Raw genomic sequence first — 18,051 nt, forward strand, 5'->3', positions numbered from 1 at the left:
TCAATGCGCTGCGTCGCCGCCAGAGGCGGCTGCGCTTGCGGAGGGGCGCGACAATGGGCCGCCCGCGCCAGGCGATCGGCCGGTGAGCGCCGTTTGGAGGTTTGTTTCGGCGACCCAGTAGTCGCGTAGCGCTTCGATGTATGCCGTGACGCTCATCACCTGTTCGCGCGAATCGGCAAGGAGATCAAAGACGCTGATGAGCATGCCGTTGTAGCGAAGCAGGTTCTCGTCGGAGATGCGCTTCTTCAGCGGCACCACCTCATCGCGGTAGTGCCTGGCCAGGTCGTAGGCCGTGCGATAGGCGGCATACGATTCCCGAACCTCCGACTGCGCGTTGAGGGCGACTTCCGCGGCGCGGTGCATCGACTGCATGTAGGTCGCTTCGGCGCGCGTGGTGCGTGCCGTCCCGAAATCGAACAGCGGCAGCTCGACCTCGATTTCGTAGCCGTTCTCGCGCTCTTCGCCTGTCTGGCTCTTGTTCGCATAGCCCACGTTCAGGACGTTGACCCACCGCGTCGCCCGGGTCAGGCCGAGGGCCTTGGCGGTGGCTTCCGAATTGCGCTTGGCCATCTGAACGTCGAGGCGCTTGTCCATCGCCGTCTGTTCCGCGTCCTTGGGCTCCAACGGCTCTTTCGGCAGGTCCGGCAGGCGCTCGGGAAGCTGGAGGGCGTTCGGACTGCCGGGCAGGCCGAGCAGCCGGACCAGACGCTCCCGATCGGCGATCGCCTGATGCTGAGCGCGGGCCAGTTGCGAAGTCGCATCCGCATGGAAGGATTGCTGGCGCATCTGCGACAGCTTGTTGAAGTTGCCGGCTTGAACCATGCGGCGTGCGAGCTCATTGGAGGCGTCCGCGGCTTTCTCGACGCGCTGGTAGTACGTGACGAGGTCACGCGACGCCACCGCGCCGAAGAACGCCTTGCGCGTGTCGGCCGCAAGCGCCACGGTGTTGGAGGCGGCCTGGTATTGGGCTTGCTCGAAGCGGCGTTGCTCCACCTCCTGGGCAACGGGCAGCGTCAGCAGCCCCAGCACGTTGAACAGGATGGAGCGGTCGATTTCGGTGACACCGCCGCCGCTCAGCCGCCCGAAGCCGAAGGACGGGTTGGCGAGGCGCCCGGCCCGAACGAGGTCGGATTCGGCAATACCGAGGTCGGCATAGCTGGCCTGCAGTCCGGGATTGTTGAGGAGCGCGAGTTCAACGGCGCCGTCCGCCGTGAGCGGCTGACTCAGGATTTCACTGGTGCGCTTCTGGGCGGAGTCGGTGTCCGAAGGCGTGCGCTGCCACTTGGCGGTTTGCCCGGTGCGCTCCTTCGTCAGTTCGGCGACCTTGTCAAAGCCACCGTCCTTCGAGAAAGAGGCGCAGCCAGCAAGGACGAGTGCCGCAGCGCCCGCCATTGTCTTGACGTAGATATTCATGTTGGAAGCATCTGAGCCGTTGGCCTGGGTCTGGGCCGGCCAACCATTGCCCGTGCGGCGGACGCACGAGCGCCTTCAGGCCTCGCAATGGAGGCCGTGTGGGGTCAGATGCTTCGTGGAGGTCGCTCCTGCCGCTCCGAGAGGAAGCTCGGAGAGGGAGCGGAAACGTCGGGGAAGATGACCGATGCAGTGTCTTGCGGCATCGGGATGGTGGGCCAACTGCTCGCCAGCGGCGTCAGGGAGCAGAGGTCGCAGCAGAGATTGCATTTGTGCGAAGTGCCGGCGGACTTGTCGTGCTGTTCATGCGCCGTCGAGTCGTGGACATGCGCCGTGTGGTCGTGACCGGCCGCAGCTGCCGATGTATGGATTTCCGCTGCCGCCGGCATGCACGGCATGGCCGCTGCGCTCGCGCCCCGGATGGGCAGCGAGATCGCAAGCATGAGCAGGAGGAATATCCGAAGGAACTTCAAGAAGACGATGGACCGAGTTTCAGGCGAAGCTGCGACTCTAAAGCTTGCCACTGTGGGAGTGTCAAGAACCGTGATCGTCCGGGCAGTGGTTGATTTCGATCGTGGCGTGGACGACCTCTTCGTGCACCGAGATCCAGCGGCGAACGATTTCCGGGGTGAGCGCCTCGTCATGCGTGACGACACTGACGGCGCAGGCGTAGGTCGCCTTGCCAACCCGCCAGACGTGCAAGTCTGTCACGCGCGTTTCGCTGGCACGGCCGCCGTCTTCGATGACTTCCTGGATCTCATCCACCACGGGGTGGTCCATTTCGCGGTCGAGCAGCACCTTGCTCGTATCGGCGATCAGGCGCTTGGCCCAAAGCGCCACGACGACTGCGCCCACGATGCCCATGACGGGGTCCAGCCACGACCAGCCGTAGAGCCAGCCGCCCACGAGTGCAACGATCGCCAGCACGGACGTCGCCGCATCGGCAACGACGTGGACATAGGCCGACTTGAGGTTGAGGTCGTGGTGGTGGCCGTGCCCGTGATGGTGCCCATCGTGATGATGGTCATCGTGCCCGTGGTGATGCGCCGCACCCAGGATGAATGCCGACACGATGTTGACCACCAGGCCGAGCGCACCGATGACGATGGCCTCTTGATAACGGATCGGCGCAGGGGAAATCAGCCGCTCGACCGAGCCCACGATCATCAGCCCGACGACCACCAGCAGAAAGATCGCGCTGGCGAAGCCGCCGAGAACTTCGATCTTCCAGGTCCCGAATGCAAAGCGCCGGTCCTTGGCATGGCGCCGCGCTGCCGCGTACGCGAATGCGCTGAGTCCGATGGCGACCGCATGAGAGCTCATGTGAAAGCCGTCGGCCAGCAGGGCCATCGAGTTGTAGGCCCAGCCGGCGGTGATTTCGGCCACCATCATGATGGCCGTGATCCACATCACGAGCTTCGTGCCGCGCTCGCCGGCGGCGTTGCCCTGGTCGAATACGTGGTCGTGTTGCCACGCTGTCAGGTCGTTGGTGTGCATTGGACGGAACTCAGCGCTTCGGTTTCAGCGACACGACCAACCGCGGTGGCACGGTTCCGTCGACGTCCCGTGGGAGTTTCTCCGTCTTTTGTAGCGCGCGCAACGCGGCCTCGTCCCAATTCGGCAGGCCGCTCGACTTCGTGAGCGTCGGCGTGCCGACGATGGTGCCATCGGGCGCAAGGCGGACGTCGAACTCGGCCGCAGGATTGCCGGCGACGAGGTCTGCGTCGGGGAACACGACGTTGGGCCGCACGGCCGCGGCGACCTTGCCGCCGTAACTGCCGGAAGGCCCCGAAGACTTCGCCGCGGCGCCTTCTCCGCCCGACCCGGCCATGGCCTGCATGCGCTTGAGCGTGGCTGCGCGGTCGGCGGCGGCCTGCGCCGCCTGCTTGGCTTCGGCTTCCTTCTTCTTCGCGGCTTCGGCCTGCTTGGCCTCGGCTTCCTGCTTGCGTTTCAGCTCCGCCTGCTTCTGCTGATCTTCCTTCTTCTGCTCGGCTTCGTCCTCGGCGCGTTGCTTCGCTTCGGCGTCCTTCTTTTCCTGCGCGGCCTTCTTGGCGGCATCGAGCTTCTTCTGTTGCTGCGCCTGCTGCTCCAGTTCGCGTTCCTTCTGCTCCTTGAGCTTCTTCTCGCGTTCGAGCGCGATGTCGGGCGCGCGCGGGGCCGGTGTGGGCTCTGGTGGCTTCACCGCTTGCGGCGGAGGAGGCGGAGGGGGCGGTGGCGGCGGGGCGGGGGTCGGCGTCGGTACCGGCGGCGTGGGCGTTGGCGCAACGGCACGCGGCGCGGCCTGCTGGACGGTCGAAGACCACAGCTCGGCTTCGACCGCGTCGTTCTCGGCTTCTCTGCGCCAATTGACGCCCCAGGTCAGGGCGGCGATGAGCAGCGCGTGCGCAATCAGCGCCAGCAACACCGCGCGCGGCGTGCCGCGCTGCGGCGGCGGCGCGAATTCGGGGCGGTCTGCGGCCAGCGACATGCCTTACTTCGCGCCTGTCGTCTGCACAGAGAGGCCGACACGCTCGATGCCGCTGCGTTTGAGCTGGTTCATCGCCTTGACGACCGTCTCGTACTTCACGGACTTGTCGGCACTGATGACCACCGGGCGGTCGACGTCGCCACCCTGCGCGGTCTTGGCGGCCGAGCCGATCTGCGTCATCGGGATGGAGCTGCCGCCGCTGCCGGTCGACGGGTCTTTCTTGATCTGCACTTCGTCGTCGCTCTTGATGACGATCTCGATCGGCTTGTCGGGCTGCTTGTTGGCGCGATCGACCGTGGGCAGGTTGATCACGCTCGGCGTGATCAGCGGCGCGGTGACCATGAAGATGATCAGCAGCACCAGCATCACGTCGATGAACGGGACCATGTTGATCTCGTTGATCGTTCGGCGGCCACGGCCGCGGGAGGACAGGGCTGGCATGGTGGGATGCTCCGCTTCAGCGGCCCGTGGCCGCGGTGACGGACGCCGGATGCACGTGCGCCGTCAGGTTGCGCTGCAGGATGTTCGAGAACTCTTCGATGAAGGTCTCGAGCGCGATGGCGATCTTGTCGATTTCGCGCGCAAAGCGGTTGTAGGCGACCACGGCCGGAATGGCCGCAAACAGGCCGATGGCGGTGGCGACCAGTGCTTCTGCGATGCCGGGCGCGACGGTGGAGAGCGTGACCTGTGCGAGGGCCGCGAGACCCGTGAAGGCATGCATGATCCCCCACACCGTGCCGAACAGGCCGACGTAAGGCGAAACGGAGCCGACGGTCGCGAGGAAGGAGAGGTTCTGCTCGACCGCATCGAGTTCACGCTGGAAGCTCGCGCGCATCGCACGACGTGCGCCGTCGAGGAGGGTGCCGGTGTCGGACACGTGGCGTTCGCGCAGCTTCTGGTATTCGCGCATGCCGGACGCAAAGATGCGTTCCATCGGCCCGGCGAACTTGGCGTTCTGCGCGGCCGAGGAAAAGAGTTCGTTCAGGCTGGTGCCCGACCAGAAGTCGCGCTCGAAGTCTTCGTTGAGCGAGCGGGTCCGCTTGAGCGCAAAGTATTTGCGGAAGATCGCGGCCCAGCTTGCGACGGAAACGACGATGAGCAGCAGCACCACGAGCTGCACCGGAAGGCTGGCGTGCAGCAGCAGGGAAATGATCGAGAGTTCTTGATTCATGGCTTGAAAGGTTGAGACATGGAGCCGGCGTGGCGCTCGAGGGTTCCCGAAACTTGGCGTGGGATGCGCGCAGGCCGCAGCGTGTCGGCATGGACCCAGCCGATGCGGATCGTGCCTTCGCACAAGAGGGCGGTATCCGCCATCTTCTCCACCTCCGCGTATTGCTCTGATTTTGATAGCACGCGCTGCGCGATTATGAGCGACGCGGAACCGATCTGGCGAAGCTCGGCTGTAACCAGCAGTTCATCGTCGAGCCGTGCCGGACGGTGGTACTTGAGTTGCGTCTCGCTGACGACGAAGATGCCGCCGGTTTCCTGGCGCAGTTGCCGTTGGGCGATGCCCATGGAGCGCAGCCATTCGGTGCGGGCGCGTTCCATGAACTTGAGATAGTTGGCGTAGAACACGATGCCACCCGCATCGGTGTCTTCCCAGTAGACGCGGATGGGCAGCGCGAAGCTCACTGGAGTACCTTCGTGCTTCGCACTGCGGTGCGAGCTTGCTTGGGGCGGCCCGGCGCTGCGCTCATGCGGGAACGGCGGCGCCTGCCCAGGCTCGCAGCCGCGCGATCGATTCTTCGAGGTGCGCCATCGAACTCGCCGTCGAGAAACGGATGAAGCGCGAGGTTTCGGCGGTACCGAAATCGCGGCCCGGCGTGACAGCGACATGGGCCTGCTTCATGGCCTCGAAGGCAAAGTCCCAACTGCCGGAGATGCCGAGCCGCTCAGCAAAGCTGGTGCAGTCGGCCCAGGCGTAGAAGGCGCCGTCGGGCATCACCGGCACCTCGAGGCCCAGCGCATTGAGTTGCGGGATGAACCAGTCGCGCCGCGCCTTGAACTCCGCGCGACGCCGCTCGTATTCGGCGATGCTGTCGGGCTCGAAGCAGGCGAGGGCGGCGTATTGCGACACCGTGCTCGCGCAGATGAAGAGGTTCTGCGCCAGTCGCTCGACCGCAGGCACCAGCGACTCCGGCACCACCAGCCAGCCGAGACGCCAGCCCGTCATGTTGAAGTACTTGCTGAAGCTGTTGATGCTGATGACCTGGTCGTCGATCGCCAGCGCGGTCTGCCCGAAGGCATCGTCGTACGACAGGCCGAGGTAGATCTCGTCGATGAGCGTGATGCCGCCACGTCGGCTGACAACCTCGTGGATGCGGCGAAGCTCGCCCGGCGCGATCGAGGTGCCGGTCGGGTTGGATGGCGATGCCAGCAGCACGCCCCGCGTGCGGTCGGTCCATGCGGCTTCGACCTTGGCGGCGCTGAGCTGGAAGCGCTCGGCCGCCGTGGTCGGCACCAGCACGGCGCGGCCGTCTGCGGCGGTGACGAAATGGCGGTTGCACGGATAGCTCGGATCGGGCAGCAGCATCTCGTCGCCGGCGTCGATCAGGGCAAGACAGGCCAACTGCAGGGCAGCCGAAGCTCCCGCTGTGATGACGATGCGGCGCGCCGGCACGTCGACGCCGAAGCGCTGCGTGTACCAGTTGCTGATGCGTTCGCGCAGGTGGTCGAGCCCGGTGGCCTGTGTGTATTGGGTGGCGCCGGCACGCACGGCGCGGGCGGCGTGCTCCTGCACGAGCGGCGGTGCGGTGAAGTCCGGTTCGCCGATGTTGAGGAAGATCATCGGGCGGTCGGTGTGCGCCACTTCGCGAGCGAGCTTTGACGCGGCCTTGGCGACCTCCATCACATAAAAAGGCTCGATGCGCTCCGCGCGCTTCGAAATCCTCATGGCCTCGCCTTCCCACTCGCGCGGTCGGCCTCGACCTCCAATGCGCGCAGTTGCGGCGCGAGTCCGTTGAGCACGGCATTCACGTACTTGTGGCCGTCCGTCCCGCCGAATTCCTTGGCGAGCTCGATGCATTCGTTCAGCACCACGCGCCACGGTACGTCCAGGCAATTCTGGAATTCGTAGACGCCGATCCACATCACCGCGTGCTCGATCGGCGAGATCTCCGCGAGCTTGCGATCGAGCAGCGGGACGATCAGCGCATCGAGCTGCTCGGCGGACGCGATCGACCCATGCAGCAGCGCGTCGTAGTGCGCCGCATCGGCCTTGTGAAAGCCGGCGAGGTCGCGCGTGAATTCGTCGATCGCCGTCGCGTCGTTGTGGCCCACCAGATGTTGGTAGAGCGCCTGCAACGCGAATTCGCGCGCACGGCTGCGCGTGGACTTGGCGGAAGCCTTGCGTACGCCGGTGCTGGTGAGGCCCGTGCGGGTTTGACGCGGCTTGCCGCCGGTGGCTTTGGTGTCTTCGGTCATGAAAGGGTGGCGAGCAGTCGCGCCATCTCGACGGCCACGCGTGCAGCGTCGCGGCCCTTGTCGGTTTGCCGCGCGATCGCCTGTTCGAGGTTTTCGGTCGTGAGAATCGCGTTCGCGATCGGGATGCGGTAGTCGAGCGCCAGGCGGCTCACGCTCGCGCCGGATTCGTTCGCGACCAGTTCGAAGTGATAGGTCTCGCCGCGGATGATGCAGCCCAGTGCGATCAGCGCCTGATAGCGGTTCCGCTCGGCCAGCGCCTGCAGCGCGACCGGCACCTCGAGCGCGCCGGGCACGCTCACGTGATCGATGTCGGCCTTGGCGACGCCCATCGCGGCGAGTTCGCCGAGGCAGGCCTCGGCGAGCGCATTGGTGATGTCTTCATTGAAGCGTGCTTGCACGATGCCGATGCGCAGCCCCTTGCCGTCGAGTTCGACGTCGGCGCCCTTGTTCGCGTGTTGCATCAGTCGGCCCGCCCTAGGTGTCGGTGGTTCATTTATTCGTTGTCCTTGGAGATGTAGCCGGCGATCTCGAGGCCGTAGCCTGCCGCCATGCTGGGCATGCGACGCGGCGCGCCCAGGAGATTCATCTTGTGCACGCCGCATTCGCGCAGGATCTGTGCGCCAATGCCGTAGCTGCGCAGGTCCATGCGGCCGCGCTCGGGTGCCTGGGCAGGGCGTGCGGTGCCGTCGAACTGCGCCAGCAGCTCGGCGCCGGTTTCGCCGCAGTTCAGCAGAACGGCAACCCCTTTGCCTTCGGCCGCAAGATGGGCGAGGCTGGCGTCGAGGCTCCAGGAATGCAGGGCGCGATTGCGTTCGAGCGCATCGAGGACCGAGAGCGGTTCATGCACGCGCACGTCCACTGTGTCGGCGGCGTTCCACTTGCCGCGGACCAGGGCCAGGTGCACGCCGTTGCTGGGCTTGTCCCTGAACGCGTGGGCGGTGAAGGGCCCCCACGCGGTTTCGATCTCGCGGCAGCCCACTTTTTCGATCAGGGACTCGGTGCGGCTGCGGTGCTCGATCAGGGCGGCGATGGTGCCGATCTTGATCTCGTGCTCGGCTGCGAAGAGCTGCAAGTCGGGTAGCCGGGCCATGGTGCCATCTTCGTTCATCACCTCGCAGATCACAGCAGCCGGCGAGCAGCCGGCCATGGCGGCGAGGTCGCAGCCGGCTTCAGTGTGGCCGGCCCGCATGAGCACGCCGCCATCCACGGCCTGCAGGGGGAAGATGTGCCCCGGCTGGACCAGGTCGGCGGCGACAGCGTTGGGCGCGACGGCGGCCTGCACGGTACGCGAGCGGTCCGCTGCCGAAATGCCGGTCGTCACGCCTTCCGCGGCCTCGATGGACACGGTGAATGCAGTCGAATGCTTTGCGCCGTTGCGCGCCACCATCGGCGGCAGCTGAAGCCGCTCGCACATTTCGCGCGACAGCGTGAGGCAGATCAGCCCACGGGCATGGCGCGCCATGAAGTTGATGGCCTCCGGCGTCACATGGTCGGCGGCGAGGACGATGTCGCCTTCGTTCTCGCGGTCTTCCTCGTCGACCAGGATCACCATGCGGCCGGCGCGCAGTTCGGCCACGATGTCTTCAACCGGCGAGATGGGGGCCGGTGCTCGGGCGCCCCGCGGGGTTCCGATCGGTGTGACGGATGCATTCATGGCGCGTTGTCTTTCTTTGCAAAGGGAAGGGCGCCCGCCTGGAGCATGCGCTCCACGTAGCGCGCCACAGTGTCGATTTCGAGGTTCACGCGGCTGCCGTCCTTCAGGCTGCCGAGGGCGGTGTTCTCGACGGTGTGGGGGATCAGGTTGATGCTGATTTCGCTGCCGTTCGGGCCGTCGCTCACGGTGTTGACCGTCAGGCTCACGCCGTTCACGGTGATCGAGCCCTTGTAGGCCAGGAAGCGGGCCAGGACGGGCGGGGCGAGCACGCGGAGCTCCCAGCTTTCGCCGACCGGCGCGAAATGGCTCACCGTGCCGATGCCGTCGACGTGGCCGGACACGATGTGGCCGCCCAGCCGGTCGCTGGCGCGCAATGCCTTTTCGAGATTGACGCGCGTCGCCTCCTCCGACAGGCCGGCCGTCTTGTCGAGCGATTCGGCTGAAATGTCGATGGTGAAGACTTGCTGCGCCGGGTCGAGTGTGGTGACGGTCATGCAGGCGCCATTGAGCGCGATGCTGTCACCGAGGCCCACGTCGTCGAGATAGCCGTCAGGCACCGCGATGCTGAGGCGCTTGCCGTGGGATGAAGAGCTGCCGAGGTCGTGGACGGCGGCGATGCGCCCCACGCCGGTGATGATTCCGGTGAACATCCCGGCATTTTCGCAGAGATGCGGGCCCCTGCTGTGTGCAGACCCTAGAAAGCGTCTCGGCCCGCGATTCGGGCCAGGATTCTGATGTCGCATCCGAAGCGATCGACGGAGCGGAAATCCAGGGGGAGGGCCCCCGCCAGGGCTGTCAGCGGGCCGCCGGCAAAGGGGTGGCTTGCCATGTCCAAGCCGTCGCCGAGGAATTTCGGGGCCAGGTAGACCAGGAATTCATCGACCAATCCTTCGCGGATCAGTGAGCCATTGAGCTTGTGGCCGGCCTCCACATGCAACTCGTTGATCTCGCGCGCCGCCAGGTCGTGCAGCATGGCGGCAAGATCCACCTTGCCGTCTGCGTTGGCCAGAACCGTGATTGTGGCGCCCCGCGCCTCCAGGGCTCGGGCTTTGGCTTCGTCCCTGCTCGCTGCATAGATGCAGACTTTGCGGTCGGGGACGTCGAAGATATTCGCCTCGGGCGGCGTTTGGAGCCGGCTGTCCACCACCACCAGATGCGGTTGCCGCGGGGTTTCGACCAGGCGCACGTCGAGGCGAGGGTTGTCGTCCATCAGCGTGCCGACGCCGGTCAGCACCGCGCTCGCTCGCGCCCGCCACGCGTGGCCGTCGGTGCGCGCGGATTCGGAGGTGATCCACTGGCTCACGCCATTGGTCAGGGCTGTCTTGCCGTCGAGCGATGCGGCGACCTTGAGTCGCACCCAGGGCGTCTTGCGCACCATGCGACTGAAGAAGCCGATGTTGAGCTCGCGCGATTCGGCGCCGCCGGGCCCGACCACGACCTCGATGCCCGCGGCGCGAAGGCGCTCGAAGCCCTGACCGCCGACAAGCGGATTCGGATCCGAGACCGAGGCGACCACACGGCGGATGCCCGCGGCAACCAAGGCATCGCAGCAGGGCGCGGTGCGGCCATGATGGGAGCAGGGTTCCAGCGTGACATAGGCCGTTGCGCCTTTGACCGAATGGCCTCGCGCCACAGCATCCTGCAATGCCACGATCTCCGCATGGGGGCCCCCTGCGCGTTGTGTGTGGCCGACTCCGACGATGTTGCCGGCGGCATCCGTCAGGACGCAGCCCACACGGGGGTTGGGATCGGTGAGATAGCACGCATCGACGGCGAGTTGTAGTGCTGCAGCGATCTGTTGCGCATCGGCGTTGAGAGGGGGCATGGAAGCAACCATGTAGTCGAACGGAGTACCGCGCTGCGAGAGTCTGGAAGATCGTCGCGCGACGCACCGGTCGAATCATACGAGCGGTAGCCAAACGGAGATGAACGGCGGCGCACCGACGTGAGCCGTCACTAGACTTCGCCTTCGAAACACAAGGGAAACGCTTGTGAGTATCGGTGCTCAGGGAGGAAAAAACATGGCGTTATGCAAACGTCCGGCCGCAGGCTTTTCGCTGATCGAAGTGCTTGTCTCGATCGTCGTTCTCAGCCTTGGAATGCTGGGAGTCGTGGGGATGTTGATGACATCCGTGAGAAGCACGACAGAGTCCGGATCGTTCACCGCGGCTGTCAATCTGGTGCGCGAGCTGTCGGAAAAAGCGCGCATCAACAAGAACGTTGCAGCAAGGAATGTCGGCAACCCCTATCTGGTCGACCTGGAGAGCAAGGATGCTCTTCCTGGCCAGGAGGGCGGCAATTGCATCGGAGCCCCGGCCACTTGCAATGCGGCGACCCTGGCAGCCTGGGACATTCGCCAATGGGTCCTACGCGCCAGAAGCAAGCTTCCGGAGGCGCACGTCGTCGTCTGCTTCGATGACGCCCTGGTGAGCGACGCCAGCGAAGATTTCAAATACTCGTGGGATTGCTCCGGCGAAGGCCGCAACCTGGTCGTCAAGATGGGCTGGGTGCCACGGATGGGAAGCGAAGACGAGATGGTCCAGAGGGAGCCTCGCATCGTCATGCAACTGATCCCGGGGCATGACTACGTTGGCTCCGAAAGCTCCTGAGGTGGCGGCCCGACCGCAGCAGCGCGGCGCGACCTTGATCGAGTTGATGATCGCCATGGCGATCGGACTGGTCATCGTGCTCGCCGCCTCGACGGCCTTCCTTGCAGGGAAGAAGCTATTCAATACCGACGCCGACGTGCAGGAGGTCCAGGAGTCACTTCGCTTCACACGCCATGTGGTTCAGGGCCTGCTTCGCCAGGCGGGATACGCGGACTATGCACCCGATCATCAGACCGATGGCGTGGACGTCGTCGCGGGCAACGCAACGCTGCTGGCTGGCTCCGAGAGTCCGTTCGATCTCCACGTCGTCGGCGCCAGCAACACCACGGTCGGCAAGACAGGCAGCAGTTTTGGCCAGAACGACACGGACGAGAAGGCGCGGAATGACTCGCTTCTCGTGCGCTTCTTTGGTCGCAGCAATGCCAATGGGGACGGCAAAGAAGACGGGACCATGGTCGACTGTCTTGGCATCGCTCACGCGGGGCCCGCCAACGCGCCTTCGGCCGATGACCGAGTGTGGAGCTTTTTCTTTGTGGCCCTTGCGGAGGACGGAGAGCCGGAGCTCTTCTGCAAGTACCACTCCGACAAATCCGACAAGGATGAATTCCAGTCGCAGCCGTTGGCACGCGGTGTCGAGAAATTCAAGGTCGTCTACGGCTACGACGGCGATGGCGACAGCGTTCCGGATACCTGGCTCGAGGCCAGGGACATTGCAGGCAAAGCTGCAAGCGGAGGCAGCGCCAATGACGAATGGCGCAAGGTCGTGGCGGTGCGTGTGGGCGTTGTGGCCCGGAGCATTCGCCCGAATGGCGATCTGAAAAAGGTCGACGGCGAAGACTATCGACTGTTTCCGCTGGGCGCCGAATTCGAGAACATCTATTTCGATCCGCCGGATGACGGGCGTTTTCGCTCGGTCGCGACGTTCACCGTGATGTTGCGCAACGTCGCGAGGGACCCCGCATGAGTCAGCGTTCGTCAAGGAGCGTCGCCTTGCGTCGGCAGGCTGGCTTTTCGCTGATCGTCGTGTTGTTGCTCTTGATCGTGGTCACCGCACTCGGCTTGGGCGCCGCACAGCTTTCAGTCATCAATGAACTTGCCGCGCGCAACGATCGAGACAGGGAAATCGCATTCCAGGCAGCCGAGGCGGCATTGATCGACGCCGAACTCGATGTGCTTGGCCCGAACAAGCACACCGGAGCGCGCCTTTGCTTGTTCAACAACAAGGATGTCGCGCCGTTCGTCGCGGGGTGTGGGGGCGTGGGAAACAACCAAGGTCTTTGCGCACCCGCAAATCCGGGCGCAACACCCGCATGGATGAGTGCCGACCTGTCGCCGGAGAGCAGGACATCTGTCGAATACGGCACGTTCACCGGACAGAAATACGTGACGGGAACAGGCGCGATGCCTGTTGCGCCGCCGCGCTATGTCATCGAGGTCATGCGCAACAACGGCGGGTGGGAAGCCAATCGTCTTCAGAGTGCGAGCGCCGGCAAGACCACCAATCTCTTTCGGGTCACCGCCATCGGCTTTGGCGTCAGGAGGGAAACCCAAGTGGTTCTGCAAACCAATTTGTATAAGCCGACGGTAAGTAGCGGCTGTCCATAAAGGAGGGAAGTTGAAATTGTTCGAGATTCGGAAAAGGGATTTGAAGAACGCGTTCATCGCGTTATCGCTCTATCTTGCTGGCGCGTCCACATTGGCGGCCGCGACGCCACCGGATGCCCTGCTGTCGGATGTGCCGCTGTTTTCCACGACATCGCGGGTCAAGCCCAACATGGTGCTGGATCTGTCCGTCGAATTTCCGACGACGGGCGCTGCCTATCGGACGGCGTTCGATATCAAGGCGTCCTACATCGGCTACTGGGACCCAATGGGGTGCTACGACTATTCCACCGAGGACGGGCACTTCAAGCGCAAAGCGACGGCAGCCGTTTCGAATGGCGCCATCGTCTGTTCAGGCAAGTGGAGTGGGAACCTGCTGAACTGGGCTGCGTCGTCCGCAATCGACATGCTCCGCTATGCAATGACGGGTGGCGATCGTGTGGAAGACACGCCGAAATCAACCGTGCTCCAACGCGCGGTTCTTCGGTCCGACTTCTACAACAACGAAAGTCATTTCCCCAGGCGCTCAGTGACTGGCAATCTCGACAGCCTGACGCCTCTGGTTGCGAACAAGCTCGTGGAGAAGGACGGCACAGTCAATTTTTCCAATTGCGGCAACTACTTGTTCGTGGGATCGACTTCGTCCGGCACATGCAGCAAGCCGGGGGCTGATCAAAGCTTTGGTCCTCTTGGCGCAGCGCCGTACTACGCCCGCGTCGAGGTGTGTTCGGCGGAAGAAGGTCCTATTCGCAGCGACCTTTGCCTGAAGTATCCAAACGGGAAGTACAAGCCTGTGGGCACGATTCAAAGTAACGCCGAGAAGATGCGATTCGCCGCGTTCGGCTATTTGATGGACCAGAGAAACGCGCGCTACGGCGGTGTTCTGCGAGCGCCCATGAAGTTCACAGGACCTGTGGTTGAGAACGACAAGTTCGAACGGATCGCGAATGCCACTGCGGAGTGGGATGCAAATACGGGTGTATTCCTCGCCAACCCCCTTTCGAGCGACGAGGGGGCGAGTGGCGTGGTGAACTATCTCAATCGATTCGGGCGTACCGGGTTGGCGCCTGGCACCTACAAGACTTTTGATCCGGTCGGGGAGATGTATTACGAGTCTCTTCGCTATTTGCAGGGTCAAGCGCCGACGCCCGAGGCTGCCAAAGGCATGACGACAGGGATGAAGGGCGGCTTCCCTGTCTACAACATGACGGACAAGTGGGGCGAGGGCGCGAAGAGCGGATGGGACCCTGTCATCTCGAGCTGTCAACGCAACCACGTCGTGGTGATCGGGGACCTTCACACGCACCATGATGGCTCCCTCCCGGGGCTGAAGACCGACGGCCGCGATGGTTGGGCCGGCGCTCGTCCAGTCGAAACCTCGGAGCCCGACACCACCTTCTGGTCGAAGATCGTGGGCGCCTTTGAAAACAACGAGGCGGTCGCCTACCCGGACCCGTCGGGAAAGAACACCACATTGACGACGCGCGGCAACGCCGACGGGTCGCGCGCCATTGCCTACACCGATACCCTCAAGAACAAGCAAGCAATCACGTCGGCGAACATCGCCACATTGAATGTGGGCTATGACCAAGGTTCCTTGGGTTGGGCCGGACTGGCCTATTGGGCCAATACGCAAAAAATTCGCGACGACTACCCCGATGTGCGCGTCAAGACCTACACCATCGACGTCGACGATTCTGGCTCGGGCACCGTCAGAGAGAAGCAACGCGGCAGCGCGTTCTATCTCGCCGCGAAGTACGGTGGCTTTGGCGACAAGAACAACGACGGCAATCCTTTTGTGACGGCCATTGGACCCGAAGCCCAAGAGTCGCTTTCGAACGCCGAATGGCAATCGGGCCTGGACGACGATGGAATGCCGAAGCCGGCGAATTACTTTCTCGCGAGCAAGCCGCGGGAAATGATCGCGGCCATCCGCAAGATATTCACGAATGTCGGTGAAGCCAGCGGGAGCCTCGCGGGTGGTGCCTTGTCGAGTTCGCGCATCGCCTCGAAGGGAGCGAGCCTCTATGTTCCTCGAATGGACAGTACGCGCTGGTCCGGCTCGGTGCTCGCCTACAAGCTGAGCTATGCGAATGGCGCGGTGAGCCAGGACCCTGTGCCGCTCTGGAACGCCGGCGACCGGCTGACCGGCGATCCTCAGGCCCACCCCCCGATTCCGGTGCGCGACCCGGATACCCGGCGCATCTTCACCATGCTCAATTCCGGAAGCGGGGCCGAGTTCACTTGGAGAGCGCTGAAGGTTGACGGCACATTGAGGGGCTACCTGGACACCGAACCCTACTCACCGACCGAGGCCAAAGACGATCTCGGTGAATCTCGCATCAACTACCTGCGCGGTGATCGTTCACTGGAAGCCGACAGGACTGGCGGCATGTTCAGAACGCGCGATTCGGTCATGGGTGACGTCGCGAACGCAACGCCATTGCTGGTCGAAAGCGGTGTCTACGTGGGCGCCAATGACGGCATGCTTCACGCATTGGACGCCGGCACCGGCGACGAGTTGTTCGCCTACGTGCCGCGTGCGCTGTATGCCAGGCTGGGCGCCTACACCTCGCCGGACTACGTGCACCAACCCTACGTGGACGGCAGTCCCGCGGCGAGCAAAGTCGACATGGCAAACGGAACGCGGAAGACCGCGCTGGTTTCCGGCATGGGCGGTGGTGCGCGCGGCGTGTTCGCGCTGGACGTGAGCGATCCGGCCCGATTCTCTGCAAGTCATGTGATGTGGGAGTTCACAGGCGCCGATGACCCGGATATGGGCTACGTCACGCAGGCGCCGCGCATCCTGAAATTCCGCACGAATGCCGCCGCGAGTGGCCAGCCCGCCGTCTACCGTTGGTTTGCCGTGGTGCCCTCTGGCTTCAACAACGGCAACGCGAACAAGGCAGCGGCCCTGTTCCTGCTTTCGTTGGACAAGCAAGCCGGTGCGCCGTGGGTGCTCAACCAGGACTATTTCAAGATCGTGCTGCCGGACCCTGCTGACGCGACGATGCCCAACGCATTGGGCCCGGTTGGCGACTACACCACGTCTGACAACATGACCCGTTTTCTTTATGCCGGCGATACGCAGGGCAACTTGTGGAAGTTCGACTTCACGAAGACCGCGCCGTGGAACGAGTCCAGCGCTTTGGCGTTGAGTGGCGCGCCGCTGATGGTTGCCAAGGATGGCCAGGGAAGGAGACAGCCGATCACCATCGCGCCGGAAGTGGGTGTGGGTCCCGACGGCGGCGCGATCGTGCTGTTCGGTACCGGCAAATTCGTCGAAGTCGATGACCTGGCCAGCCGCGACGTCCAAACGCTCTATGGCGTGTACGACAACGACACGGCCATTCCTGCCACCGAGACGCGCACCCAGTTGCAAGTGCGGCAGGTGCAACCGGACGCCAACCATGCAGGCCAGTTCACCATTTCAGGCGACGCTTTCGCCTATGGCAACTACGACGGCAAGAAGTCGCACCGTCGGGGTTGGTACTTCGACTTGCCGGACGCGACGAGTCAAGGCGAACGCCAAGTTTCGCAAATGGTGTTGAGCGATGGCCATCTGGTGTTCAACACCTTGATTCCCAATCCCAACGCTTGCGGCGCCGGTGGTGGCGGCCACAGCTGCGCGGTGAATGCGATGACCGGATTGGCATCGGGCAATACCTGCATTCCGTCGACGACCGGCTTGCTCAGTTCGCCGCTGGTGATTCAGGAAGGCGAGGGCGCCTTCAGCTCGACGGATTCATTCGGCCGCCGCGTCGAGACCAAGAAGACGTCCGTCATCAACCTTGGTACCGGAACAGGTTCCGGGCCGGGGACCTCGATCGTGAGCCCCATTTCGGGAGACGAGGTCTCGCAAGTTGCCGGCCGCCTCAACTGGCGTGAAGTCCTCAACTTCAAGGACGTCAACAAATGAAGCGCCCGACGACCGCGCGGCGGCTTCTGTCGCGCGGCTTCACGCTGATCGAACTGATGATCGTGGTGGCGCTGGTGGCCATTCTTGCCGCCGTCGCCTATCCGTCTTACATGGATTCGATGCGAAAAGGTTGGCGCGCGGAAGCACGTACCGCACTCATGCAGGAGATGCAGCAGCAGGAACGCGTCTATACCCAACGCGCAAGGTACAAGACCAACCCAGCGCACAAGAGGTTCTCAGGCGACAGTGATGCGAGCAGCAAGTACGACATCGATGTTGATGCATGCGACGGACGGGACGACGCTGGCCAGTGCATCAGGCTGACGGCCAAACTGAGGGCCGGGTTCTCGGATCCTGCGGTCGGCAACATCTGGATCGAAAGTACGGGGCTCAAGGGCTGTGACGGCGACGACAAAAGCAGGTGCTGGCAATGAACGCTCTACTTGCATTTCGCAACCGAGCCCGTGGCTTCACGTTGGTGGAGATGGTGGTCGTGGTCGCGCTCGTCGCGATCCTGGGCGCGATCGCAGTGCCCAATTTTCGGGATCTGCTGCTCAATCAGCGGCTGGCTTCCAACACCGGCGATTTCGTTGCCGCGTTGAGCGTGGCACGGACCGAGGCCATGAAGCGTTCGCAGAGGGTCAGGCTTCTTCCCAGGAATCAGGATTGGGCCAACGGCTGGGAGGTGGCAACCACCGTCGACAACGAAACGGAAGTGCTGCGCGCATTCGAAGCGCTCCGAGCAGGCGTTGAGATCGATTCCGCGACCGGCAACGGCTTCAGGAATACGATCACCTTCGACGCCAATGGCTTCGCGCGGGGCAGCGCAGGGTGCCTGACATTCAAGGCGGAAACGGGGCGACGCAGTTCCGTCGTTCTTTCGATGTCCGGCCGGCCGAAGGTCTGCGACCCCGACAAGCGAGGCGACTGCGGCTCGAGCAATTGCAATCAGGGATGACGCCGCTGG

At 63.9% G+C, this 18,051-nt stretch carries 19 protein-coding genes; 6 read left to right on the top strand and 13 right to left on the bottom strand.

Translation table 11 applies throughout. The features are described from left to right. The 13 genes from AC1DHL_RS05375 to ribD form a co-directional block, all read right to left on the bottom strand. Positions 1–1,413, bottom strand: coding sequence for a TolC family protein (locus AC1DHL_RS05375; RefSeq protein WP_478101610.1), 1,413 nt, complete (start codon positions 1,411–1,413; stop codon positions 1–3). 104 nt (positions 1,414–1,517) lie between these two features. Beyond that, the gene (locus tag AC1DHL_RS05380; RefSeq protein WP_478161172.1) at positions 1,518–2,054 is read right to left on the bottom strand and encodes a DUF2946 family protein; all 537 of its coding nucleotides are present in this window, start codon (positions 2,052–2,054) and stop codon (positions 1,518–1,520) included. Further along, positions 1,945–2,907, bottom strand: a complete 963-nt coding sequence (gene dmeF / locus AC1DHL_RS05385; protein ID WP_478161174.1) for a CDF family Co(II)/Ni(II) efflux transporter DmeF — start codon at positions 2,905–2,907, stop codon at positions 1,945–1,947. Before dmeF ends, AC1DHL_RS05380 begins: the two co-directional genes overlap by 110 nt. A gap of 10 nt (positions 2,908–2,917) precedes the next feature. Then, the gene (gene tolA / locus AC1DHL_RS05390; protein ID WP_478161176.1) at positions 2,918–3,877 is read right to left on the bottom strand and encodes a cell envelope integrity protein TolA; all 960 of its coding nucleotides are present in this window, start codon (positions 3,875–3,877) and stop codon (positions 2,918–2,920) included. Between the two features lie 3 nt (positions 3,878–3,880). Further along, a complete protein-coding gene (locus AC1DHL_RS05395) occupies positions 3,881–4,318 on the bottom strand; it encodes a biopolymer transporter ExbD (RefSeq protein WP_478101618.1) in 438 nt (145 codons plus the stop codon). 16 nt (positions 4,319–4,334) lie between these two features. Beyond that, on the bottom strand, positions 4,335–5,048 hold the full coding sequence (gene tolQ, locus AC1DHL_RS05400) for a protein TolQ (RefSeq protein ID WP_478101620.1): 714 nt from the start codon (positions 5,046–5,048) through the stop codon (positions 4,335–4,337). Next, positions 5,045–5,509 (bottom strand): tol-pal system-associated acyl-CoA thioesterase, encoded by a 465-nt coding sequence (ybgC, locus tag AC1DHL_RS05405; protein ID WP_478161178.1) that lies wholly within the window; start codon positions 5,507–5,509, stop codon positions 5,045–5,047. Before ybgC ends, tolQ begins: the two co-directional genes overlap by 4 nt. Positions 5,510–5,570: 61 nt before the next feature. Next, entirely contained in the window at positions 5,571–6,770 is a 1,200-nt protein-coding gene (locus AC1DHL_RS05410) for a pyridoxal phosphate-dependent aminotransferase (RefSeq protein WP_478161180.1), read from the bottom strand. After that, entirely contained in the window at positions 6,767–7,300 is a 534-nt protein-coding gene (gene nusB, locus AC1DHL_RS05415) for a transcription antitermination factor NusB (protein WP_478101626.1), read from the bottom strand. Before nusB ends, AC1DHL_RS05410 begins: the two co-directional genes overlap by 4 nt. Beyond that, positions 7,297–7,761, bottom strand: coding sequence for a 6,7-dimethyl-8-ribityllumazine synthase (gene ribH / locus AC1DHL_RS05420; protein WP_478101628.1), 465 nt, complete (start codon positions 7,759–7,761; stop codon positions 7,297–7,299). The genes nusB and ribH overlap by 4 nt, the downstream gene beginning before the upstream one ends. Positions 7,762–7,793: 32 nt before the next feature. Further along, positions 7,794–8,954 (bottom strand): bifunctional 3,4-dihydroxy-2-butanone-4-phosphate synthase/GTP cyclohydrolase II, encoded by a 1,161-nt coding sequence (gene ribBA / locus AC1DHL_RS05425; RefSeq protein ID WP_478101630.1) that lies wholly within the window; start codon positions 8,952–8,954, stop codon positions 7,794–7,796. Further along, positions 8,951–9,604: a riboflavin synthase gene (locus AC1DHL_RS05430; RefSeq protein WP_478101632.1), complete on the bottom strand. Its 654-nt coding sequence runs from the start codon at positions 9,602–9,604 to the stop codon at positions 8,951–8,953. Before AC1DHL_RS05430 ends, ribBA begins: the two co-directional genes overlap by 4 nt. A 44-nt stretch (positions 9,605–9,648) precedes the next feature. Next, entirely contained in the window at positions 9,649–10,779 is a 1,131-nt protein-coding gene (ribD, locus tag AC1DHL_RS05435; RefSeq protein ID WP_478161182.1) for a bifunctional diaminohydroxyphosphoribosylaminopyrimidine deaminase/5-amino-6-(5-phosphoribosylamino)uracil reductase RibD, read from the bottom strand. A 166-nt stretch (positions 10,780–10,945) separates the two neighbouring features. On the opposite strand from ribD, the gene pilV reads away from it, so the two are divergent. The 6 genes from pilV to AC1DHL_RS05465 are packed head-to-tail and all read left to right on the top strand — an operon-like array spanning position 10,946 to position 18,042. After that, positions 10,946–11,563 (top strand): type IV pilus modification protein PilV, encoded by a 618-nt coding sequence (gene pilV / locus AC1DHL_RS05440; protein WP_478161184.1) that lies wholly within the window; start codon positions 10,946–10,948, stop codon positions 11,561–11,563. Beyond that, a complete protein-coding gene (locus AC1DHL_RS05445) occupies positions 11,535–12,527 on the top strand; it encodes a PilW family protein (protein ID WP_478161186.1) in 993 nt (330 codons plus the stop codon). Before pilV ends, AC1DHL_RS05445 begins: the two co-directional genes overlap by 29 nt. Further along, complete coding sequence (locus tag AC1DHL_RS05450) at positions 12,524–13,168, top strand: pilus assembly PilX family protein (protein ID WP_478161188.1); 645 nt, start codon at positions 12,524–12,526, stop codon at positions 13,166–13,168. Before AC1DHL_RS05445 ends, AC1DHL_RS05450 begins: the two co-directional genes overlap by 4 nt. 40 nt (positions 13,169–13,208) lie before the next feature. Continuing rightward, positions 13,209–17,084, top strand: a complete 3,876-nt coding sequence (locus AC1DHL_RS05455) for a pilus assembly protein (RefSeq protein ID WP_478161190.1) — start codon at positions 13,209–13,211, stop codon at positions 17,082–17,084. Next, on the top strand, positions 17,081–17,518 hold the full coding sequence (locus AC1DHL_RS05460) for a type IV pilin protein (protein ID WP_478161192.1): 438 nt from the start codon (positions 17,081–17,083) through the stop codon (positions 17,516–17,518). The genes AC1DHL_RS05455 and AC1DHL_RS05460 overlap by 4 nt, the downstream gene beginning before the upstream one ends. Further along, positions 17,515–18,042, top strand: coding sequence for a GspH/FimT family pseudopilin (locus tag AC1DHL_RS05465; RefSeq protein ID WP_478161194.1), 528 nt, complete (start codon positions 17,515–17,517; stop codon positions 18,040–18,042). Before AC1DHL_RS05460 ends, AC1DHL_RS05465 begins: the two co-directional genes overlap by 4 nt. Positions 18,043–18,051 lie beyond the last annotated feature (9 nt).

Source organism: Variovorax sp. 10L426 (genome assembly GCF_056395305.1).